This window comes from Halorhodospira sp. 9621 (assembly GCF_022228055.1).
Classification (GTDB): Bacteria; Pseudomonadota; Gammaproteobacteria; order Nitrococcales; family Halorhodospiraceae; genus Halorhodospira; species Halorhodospira halophila_A.
Genome location: NZ_JAJNRD010000050.1, coordinates 1 through 9056 on the forward strand (window position 1 = coordinate 1; position 9056 = coordinate 9056).

Sequence of the window (9056 nt, forward strand, 5' to 3'; positions counted from 1 at the left end):
CACCCTCAGGCGGGCTCAGCCGCCGGCGGTGTGCCCAGGCGGACCGGCTCCATCAGGTAGCAGAGTACATCCTGACGGATGGCCGTCGTATTGCAGGCGAGCATGGCCGGCATCGCCGGACGGCGCAGGCGGATCGTCTCACCATCGCGCTGGAAAAACTCCGCCGCCGCCTCGCGCCCGTCATTGTCCTCCACCGTGAAGAACGCCCGGGACTCCGGCGCAACCCGGGCGAACACGGTCCCCTCGGGCAGATCACGGAAATTGCACCGCTCCAGATCGTCCATCAGCTGTAGATCCGCCCCGCGCGCCTCGCCGAAACCGAAGCTGCACTGCTCCGGAATCCGCACCGCAGCCACCGTGTGATAGACCGAGATATCCGCGGGCACCCCCTGGGGCAGGCGGGAGAGGTGTAGCGCGCTGGAGATCAGTTCGGCGGCGTGATCCGCCGCCCCGGGGCTGCCCGGCTGCCCGCACTCCACGGTGACCGCCGGCGCCAGCCGGGCCATGGCCAGCGACTGTACCCCTTGAGGCCGCGTGAAGTAGACCACCGTGCGCGAGAACAGCGCAGCGAGCTGAAGATACGGCCCCTCGAGGCGATTAACGCAGCCGTAGTGCGGGTTCAGCCCGGTGTTGTTGTGCACATCGATGCTGGCGAAACAGCCCCGCGAGCGTACGCGGGCCACCACCTCGGCGGCGAGGTGCTGTTCCGGGCTGTCGGGCAGGCTCGTCCCCGGCCACACCCGATTGTAGTCGGGCTGTTCGGGGAGACGGCGGACGCCGTGCCGGGCTGCACGCACATTGCCGATGAACAGCAGCAGGGTCCGTGGCAGCGGACGCCCCTGGAAATCGGCCAGGACCTGCCGCACCGCCTCCCAGCCGGTGGTCTCGTTGCCGTGGAGCAGGACGGTGACGAAAAGCGGCGGTTCACGGCGCCCGGGCACCTCGATCAGGCTCGGCCCGCCGAGGCGCTCCTCCAACTCGGCGGGCCCTGCGCGGAGCAGTCCTTCCGGCAGTCCCTGGTAGGTCTTCAGCATGGGCCGATCGCCCTCCTGTCTGGTTTCTAAAGCGGCCAGCGATGAACCGGTTCACCGTCGGCAGCTCGATCCAGGTAGGCCCGCGTCAGGGCCTGGTTGTCGTCGCCGTGGCGCTCCATCCAGGCGAGCTGCCAATCGGCGCCGGTGCGCCCGCTGGCCACCCGCTCCTCCACCACGCGCAGGTGCGCGGTGGCCTCGGCCTCGGCCACGCCGGCCCGTACCAGCCCGCGGCGGGCCTTGGGCAGCAAGCGCTCGGCGACCAGGTCGCCCAGCCGGCCGAACCAGCCGTCCAGCCACTCCACCTCGGCGTCCAGGCCGTAACGGGCGGCAGCATAGAAGTTCTGCTCAGCGATGTGGAACGGCAGCTCCTCCACCAGCCCTGGGCGGGATTCGGCCAGCTCGGCCACCGCACCGTAGAAAAAGGCGGCGTTGGCCAGCACGTCGGCCAGGGTCGGGCCGGCGGCCATCACCCGATGCTCAAGACGCAGCTGGCACCGGCCGTCGACCACGTCCACCAGCGGCCGGTTCCAGCGCCAGATGGTGCCGTTGTGCAGGCGCAGATGGGCCAGCGCTTCCACCGGGGTGTCCTGGAGCACCGGCAGCAGCACGGGGTGGTGCTGCCGATTCTCGACAAAGAAGCCATAGAGGGCGTCGCGTGCATAGCCACTACCGAACCCCACCCGCGCCAGGGTACCGGCGCCGCGCGGCTCCAGGCGAGTGCACGCCACAGCCTGCTCGAACAGCGGGATGCGGCTCTCCTGCCAGAGGCGGCGCCCGAAGAGCAGCGGCGAATTGGCGGCCACCGCCACCGATGCCGCCGACAGCGCCACCGCCGCATTGAAGAACGCCGCGATGCGCTGCGGCGGCACCTGCAGGTGCAGCTGCAGCGAAGTGGTGGCCGCCTCCAGCATGACGTCGTGACGCTCGGTGCGGAAGCGCTCCGCCCCCTCGATATCGAGAGTCAGCGGCTGGCGCCCGCGCAGCGCCAGCACCTGCTCGTTCAGCGCGGCGTAGCGCGGCGACGGGGTCATGTTGCTCAGGCACAGGTCCGCTTCCCGCACCGAAGGCAGGATACCCACTAGGGCGACCCGGCAGCCGGCCTCCGACGCCGCCTGCTGCGCTCGCGCCCAGCGCCCGGTCAGCTCCGCCTGCAGGGCCTGCAGCGAGGAGCCGGCCAGCGCATGCACGTCCGTGTTGATCTCCAGGTTGAAGCGCGCGAGCTCATTCTCGACGCGCTCATCCTCGACCCGGCTTAGCACCCGATCGCTGACCGGCGCCGGGCGCCCCTGCGCATCCACCAGCCACGCCTCGAGCTCGAGACCGATGCTCGGCGCCCCCTGCGCGACCCGTCCGGCCCGCAGCCACTCGCCCAGCAGCCGGGTCTCGTCCCGGAGCCTCTGGCGAAAGACCGAGAAGTCGTCGCTCCCGAAGCGTGCCCGACCGATCTCCTGTCCCACGTCCGTCGCTCCCTCGCTACTCCGGCGCCGGACCGGCCTCCGCCAGCACCTGGCGGCGCAGCTGCTCGAGCCGTTCCGGCGTGCCGATATCGGACCAGATCCCGGGCCAGTAGGTCCCGGTGAGTTCCCCGCGCTGCGCAGCACTGCGCAGCAACGGCGCCAGCGGGAAACACCCGCGCCGGCACCCGCGCCAGAGGCGGGGGTGGAAGGCGCCGATCCCGGCAAAGGTCAGCCGCTGTCCGCTCCCGGTGGTCACCCGTCCCTGACCGTCGAGGGCGAAATCGCCGTCGGGGTTATGGGCCGGGTTGTCCACCAGCACCAAGTGCGCAGCGACCGAGAGCGAGCGGGGCAGGCGCTGCAGCGGGTAGTCGCTCCAGACGTCGCCGTTGACGACCCAGAACGGGCTGTCGCCGAGTAGAGGCAGCGCCTGGCGGATGCCGCCGCCGGTGTCCAAGGCGCCTTCCGGCTCGCGGCTGTAGTGCACGCGCACCCCCCAGGCGCGCCCATCGCCGACCGCCGTCTCGATCTGCTCACCCAGCCAGGCGGTATTGATCACCACCGTCTCGACCCCGGCCGCGCTCAGGCGCTGCAGCTGCCAGCCAATCAGCGGCATCCCCGCAACCTCCAGCAGCGGCTTCGGGGTGGTGTCGGTCAGCGGGCGCATCCGCTCGCCGCGCCCGGCGGCCAGGATCATGGCACGCATCTCAGTCCACCTTGGCGTCCGGGACCCGCCCCGGCGCCTCCGCCAGGGCCCGCACCTCGTCCACCAGCGCGCGTAGCGCCGGCTCCTCCTCCGCTGCTGCGCGCAGATACTTAAAGAACCGCGGCGCGTCGGCCAGGTAATGCGGCTTGCCGTCACGGTAGGCCAACCGGGCGAAGATACCGAGCACCTTGAGGTGACGCTGCACCCCCATCCACTGGCAGTCCGCCCAGAACAGCTCGAACGCCCACGGCACGGGTACGCCGGCCTCGAGCGCCAGGCGGTGATAGCGCTGAAGGGTGGCCACTTCGCGTTCGCGCGGCCAGCTGATGAAGGCATCGCGCACGAGGGAGACAGCATCATAGGAAACCGGCCCGTCCACCGCGTCCTGGAAGTCCAGCACACCAGGCAGCGGCGCACAGTCCATCAGATTGCGCGGCATGTAGTCCCGGTGACAGAACGCCCGGCTCTGGGCGGCAAGCCGTTCGAGCAGATCGTCCAGACCGCCGCCAAGGCGCCGCCGGGCTTCCGCGGCAGCCACCCCGCAGCAGTGCGGCAGGTACCAGTCGGTGAACAGCTCCAGCTCCCGGCGCAGCCGCGGGGTATCGTAGGCGGGCAGACCGGCCACCGGCACGGCAGCCTGGGCGCGGACCAGGGCGTTGACGGCAGCGTCGAGCAGCGGCTGGGGGTCGGCCCCATCCTGGAATGCCTGCAGGTAGGTGCGGCGGCCCAGGTCGGTGAGCAGCAACAGGCCCCGCTCCTGGTCGGCGGCCTCCACTCGCGGTGCGTGGACCCCCGCAGCAGTCAGCAATCCGGCGACGTGTACAAAGGCCGCCACGGACTCGGGCTGCCCCGGGGCGTCCATGATGATCCGGGTACCCCCGTCGGGCAGCTCGATCCGGAAGTAGCGGCGGCTGCTGGCGTCGGCCGCCGCCGGCGTCAGCGCCGGCGGCTGCGCGGCATCGAGCTGCCACCGAGCCCACTCGCGCGCCTCGGCGGCGCGGGCATCATCCCAGGCCAGTGCGTTCATCCCTCCATTGCGCGCCACGGCGGCGCCGATTGCAAGCCGTCGTGCGTTGCCACGCGCCCCCCCGTGTGCCAAGGTAGCGGCGCTCGCCGCCGGATCGCAACGAACCGTGAACCGTTCACTCCCACTCACCGCCGTCCTTGCGGCAGGCCTGGCCGCCTCCGTGGTTGCAGCCGCCGATGCGGACAACGTCGAAGAGGCCCGTGTCCCCTCCGGCCACATCCCCAGCGACCCTGGCGCACTCCGGCAGATCCAGCTTTGCGGCCCCCCACTGGCGCCATCCCCCGACGCCGTGGACCGCACACGGCGCAACCACCCCGACACACCCCTGATCCTGGATGCCGAAGCCATCGACGCCGATGGCCTGCGCGCCCTCTACCGTCTGCGCGGCGACGCTGAACTGCGCCGGCTCGATCAGCACCTGCGCGCGGAGAACCTCGATCTCGACGAGGCGGCGGGTCGCGCGCGCGTGCCTGGGGCCTTCGCGTACTCGGAGTCCGGCCTGCACCTGTGGGGCACGGCGGGGCGCTTCGACCTCGACGAAGACCGCATCGAGGTGGACGGCGCGGAATTCCGGATCCATCCGCACATGCACGGCGCCGCCCGGCACCTGGTCTCCACCGGAGCGGAGCAGACCCGGCTAACCGACCTGCGCTACTCCACCTGCCCGCCGGGGGATGAGTTGTGGTGGCTGCACGCCGGGTCGCTGGACCTGGATCACGACGCCGGCCTGGGCGAGGCGCGCCACGCGCGGGTGGAGCTCGGCGGCATCCCCTGGTTCTACACCCCGTATCTGCAGTTCCCCATCGACGACCGGCCACGCACCGGGATCCTGCCGCCGAGCTTCGGCCAGTCCGATACCGACGGTGGCTATTTCACGCTGCCGGTCTACGTGCGCCTGGCGCCGAATTACGACCTGACCCTGCAGCCGACCTACTACTCGCGACGGGGGGTTCAGCTCGGTGGGGAGTTCCGCTATCTGCGCCCGAGCTTCGATGGCGAGCTGTCCGCGGAGTACCTGCCCGACGACGACGTCTACGCCGATCAGCTGCGCGAAGACGGCGAGCCGGAGATCGATGCCGAACGCTGGGCCGTGGACTGGTCCCACCGCGGGGATCTACCCCACGGCGTCGACTACCAGGTAGACGTCGAGCGCGTCGGCGACGTGGACTACCTGAGGGACTTCTCATCGGATCTGGTAGGCAGCAGCGATGCCGAGCTCGAGAGTCGCGCCCTGGCGCGGCAGTCCCGCGGCGATCACGAGTGGGAGGCCGAGCTGCAGCACTGGCAGAACCTGCGCCCGGACGACCGCGACGACCCGTACCGGCGCTGGCCCGCGATCGGCTACCAGCACACGCCCGGGGTGCTGCCCGGTGGCGTGGAGTACCGCCTGGAGGGCGAGGCGGTGCGCTTCGAGCTGCCCGAGGGTCCCGAGGCAGAGAATGACGAACAGCGCCCGGTGGGACGACGCTACCACGTCAACCCGCGGATCTCCTGGCCCCTGCAGCGCCAGGCCTTCTTCATCGAGCCGGGGCTGAGCCTGCACCACACCCGCTACGACCTAGATCGGGCCGGCGACGCCCCCGGTGACGAGCAGCTCAGCCGCACCGTGCCCATCGCCAGCCTCGATGCCGGCATCTTCCTCGAGCGGCCGTTCCAGCTCGGCAACCGCCCTTTCCTGCAAACGCTGGAACCCCGGGTGTACTATCTTTACGCCCCCTACCGCGACCAGGGGGACTACCCGGACTTCGACACCAGCGAGCGCGGCAACACCGTGGCGCAGCTCTTCCAGGAGAACCGCTTCTCCGGCATCGACCGCATCGGTGACGCAGACCAGATCACCGCCGCGGTGACCACCCGTTTCCTCGACATCGTCGATGGCCGCGAACCGTTACGCGCGAGCATCGGCCAGGTCTACTACCGGGAGGATCGGCGGGTGACCCTGGACACCGACCCGGACGACCCGGCCCTGACCCGCAGCAGTTCGGACATCTTCGCCGACGCCGAGCTGCGCCTGCCCGGCGGGCTTTCGGTCCGCGGCGAATACCGCTACGACCCGGAGCGGGAAGTGGCTGCAGCCACCAGCCTCGCCGCCGACTGGCAGTACCAGCCCACCCCGGGCGCCCTGGTGAATCTCGGCTACCGGGTCCGCCAGGAAGCCAAGGACGACGAGGACGATGAACCGGTGCTGGAGACCACGCAGGACCTGATCGAGGCCTCGGCGGTGGTGCCCATCGACGCCCGTTGGCGCGGCGTTGGCGGCTGGCAGTACTCGCGGCTGGAACGGACGAACCTGGAAGTGGTCGGAGGAGTGGAGTACCGCCAGTGCTGCTGGGCGGTGCGCGGTGTCGCCCGGCGCTTCCGCCGCGGCGCGGCCCGGGAAGTGGAAAACACCTTCATGCTCGAATTCGAGCTCACCGGCCTGGGCCGACTGGGCCAGGACACGGCATCCTTCCTTGAAGACGTGGTGCCCGACTACGACGAAACGGTATTCTAGACCCCATGAAGATTCGAGCCTTTCTCTGCGCCGCAACCCTGCTCGCCGGGCTGCCGGCCCTGGCCGCCAGTGAGACCCTGGACCGCATCGTGGCCGTCGCCGACCAGGAGGTCGTGCTCGCCTCGGAGCTGGAACAGGAGATCGAGCAGATCCGTGCCCAGTTCTTCCAGCGCGGTCAGCAGCCGCCACCGGCGGACCAGCTGCGCGAGCAGGTTCTCGAGCGCCTGGTGATGCAGCGCTTGCAGATGGGCCATGCGCAGCGCGCCGGCATCCAGGTAGACGACGCCACCCTGGACGCCGCCATGCAGCGCATCGCCGCGCAGAACAACATGACCCTCGCTCAGCTGCGCGACGCCCTCGCTCAGGAGGGGATGGACATGGCCGGTTTCCGTGAGGACCTGCGCGAGCAGATCACCGTCGAGCGACTCCAGCAGGCCGTGGTCCAGCAGGAGGTCGAGGTCTCGCCGCAGGAGATCGACGAGGCCGTCGAGGCGGCGGCGGCTCGGGATAACATGGAGTACCGGGTGGCGCACATCCGCATCGGCACGCCTGAGGGCGCCTCCTCGGATGACCTGCGCGCCGCCGAAGAGCGGGCCGGCGAGATCCGCGCCCGTGCGGTGGACAGCGACAGCGACTTCGCCACCCTGGCCGAGACCTTCTCGGATGCGGCCACCGCCGGCGAAGGCGGCGAGATCGGCTGGCGACTGCCCGGCCAGTTGCCCTCGGCCTTTGCCGACGTCGTCGAAGGCATGGAGCCGGGCGAGGTCAGCGAGCCGGTCCAGGCGGCCGACGGTTTCCATATCGTCAAGCTCATCGACCGGCGCAGTGAAGATGCCCAGATTGTCGAGGAGACCCGCGCCCGCCACATCCTCCTGCGCCCCGGCGACGGCATCGAGGTGGAGGACGTCCGGCAACGGCTGAACAGCTTCCGCGAGCGCATCGACGAGGGCGAGAGCTTGGAGTTCCTCGCCCGGCAGTACTCGCAGGAGCCGGGCGCCGAGGCCAGCGGCGGGGACATCGGCTGGACCCGCAGTGGCCAGCTGGTCGCCTCCTTCCAGGAGCAGCTGGATGAGCTCGAAGTGGGTGAGGTCAGCGAGCCGTTCCGCACCGAATACGGCTGGCACATCGTCCGCGTGGAGGATCGGCGCGAGCGCGACGTCACGGACGATCGCCGCCGCGAGCGCATCGCCCAGCAGATCCACGAGCGCAAGAGCCAGGAGGCCCTGGAGCAGTGGCTGCGGGAGCTGCGCGAGGAGGCCTACGTCGACTACCGCCTGGGGGGGTCGTGAGCGACGGCCGCCCGCGCATCGCGGTCACCTGCGGCGAACCGGCTGGTATCGGCTACGAGCTGGTAGCCGCTGCGGCCATGCGCAGTCACGCCGCGGAGCTGGTCGCCATCGGCGATCCGGCGCTGCTGCGCGAGCGCAGCCGCGTCCTCGACGCCCCCGAGCTGGCCACCCCGGCGTGGTCCCCCGAAACGCCGCGGGCGGCCCACCGTGCCGGTTGCCTGCCCGTGGATCCCGTGCGGTTGGCCCGCCCGGCCCACCCCGGGACGCTGGACCCGGCCAACGCCGAGGCGGTGGTCGCCAGCCTCAGGCGGGCGGTGCGGCTGGCCGCCGAGGGTCAGGTGGACGGCATCGTCACTGCTCCGGTCCACAAGGGGGTGATCAATGACGCTGGTATCCCCTTCTCGGGCCATACCGAGCTGCTCGCCGAGTTAACCGCCACCGAGACGCCGGTGATGATGCTGGTCGCCGGGGAGCTCCGCGTGGCCCTGGCCACGACGCACATGGCGCTCCATGAAGTGCCGTCGGCGATCACCCCCGAGCGGCTGGAGGCGGTGATCACAGCGCTGCACCACGACCTGGTCGACAAGTTCGCCATCGCGGCACCGCGCATCCTGGTCACTGGCCTCAACCCCCACGCGGGCGAGGGTGGCCACCTGGGCCGCGAGGAGCTCGAGGTCATCGAGCCGACCCTGGAGCGACTGCGCGACGCCGGCCTGCTGGGGCTGGTGGGGCCTTTGCCGGCGGATACGGCCTTCACGCCGCGCTCGCTGGAGGGGGCCGACGCGGTGCTGGCCATGTACCACGACCAGGGTCTGCCGGTGCTCAAACACGCCGGCTTTGGCCGGGCGGTGAACGTCACCCTGGGGCTGCCCATCGTGCGCACGTCGGTGGATCACGGCACGGCCCTGGAGCTGGCCGGGACGGGACGGGCAGACGGCGGGAGTCTGCAGGCGGCCATCGAGCTGGCGGCCGACCTGGCGCTGCGCCGTCAGCACCGGCCGGGCTGACCGCCCCACCGCCGCAGGGCGGGGCAAGCGAGCATACACGAGATC

7 protein-coding genes are annotated in these 9056 nt (G+C 70.8%); 3 read left to right on the forward strand and 4 right to left on the reverse strand.

The window, feature by feature from the left end; all coding sequences use genetic code 11:
• Positions 1-5: 5 nt before the first annotated feature.
• The 4 genes from LRF89_RS12575 to LRF89_RS12590 are packed head-to-tail and all read right to left on the reverse strand — an operon-like array spanning position 6 to position 4221.
• A complete protein-coding gene (locus LRF89_RS12575; RefSeq protein WP_201169807.1) occupies positions 6-1034 on the reverse strand; it encodes a M14 family metallopeptidase in 1029 nt (342 codons plus the stop codon).
• Positions 1035-1060: 26 nt separating this feature from the next.
• Positions 1061-2491 carry a glutamate-cysteine ligase family protein gene (locus LRF89_RS12580; RefSeq protein ID WP_201169810.1) on the reverse strand — a complete coding sequence of 477 codons (1431 nt, stop codon included), beginning with the start codon at positions 2489-2491 and terminating at the stop codon, positions 1061-1063.
• Between the two features lie 16 nt (positions 2492-2507).
• Positions 2508-3194, reverse strand: a complete 687-nt coding sequence (gene murU / locus LRF89_RS12585) for an N-acetylmuramate alpha-1-phosphate uridylyltransferase MurU (RefSeq protein ID WP_201169813.1) — start codon at positions 3192-3194, stop codon at positions 2508-2510.
• A 1-nt stretch (position 3195) separates the two neighbouring features.
• On the reverse strand, positions 3196-4221 hold the full coding sequence (locus LRF89_RS12590) for an aminoglycoside phosphotransferase family protein (protein WP_238637284.1): 1026 nt from the start codon (positions 4219-4221) through the stop codon (positions 3196-3198).
• Between the two features lie 106 nt (positions 4222-4327).
• Here LRF89_RS12590 and LRF89_RS12595 point away from each other — a divergent pair, with 106 nt between their 5' ends.
• From LRF89_RS12595 to pdxA, 3 genes are read left to right on the forward strand one after another with little or no spacing between them, the layout of a single operon-like run.
• Entirely contained in the window at positions 4328-6715 is a 2388-nt protein-coding gene (locus LRF89_RS12595) for an LPS-assembly protein LptD (RefSeq protein ID WP_238637285.1), read from the forward strand.
• 5 nt (positions 6716-6720) lie between these two features.
• Positions 6721-8004, forward strand: coding sequence for a peptidylprolyl isomerase (locus tag LRF89_RS12600; protein ID WP_201169821.1), 1284 nt, complete (start codon positions 6721-6723; stop codon positions 8002-8004).
• Positions 8001-9011 (forward strand): 4-hydroxythreonine-4-phosphate dehydrogenase PdxA, encoded by a 1011-nt coding sequence (pdxA, locus tag LRF89_RS12605; RefSeq protein ID WP_238634707.1) that lies wholly within the window; start codon positions 8001-8003, stop codon positions 9009-9011. The genes LRF89_RS12600 and pdxA overlap by 4 nt, the downstream gene beginning before the upstream one ends.
• The last annotated feature ends 45 nt before the right edge of the window (positions 9012-9056 follow it).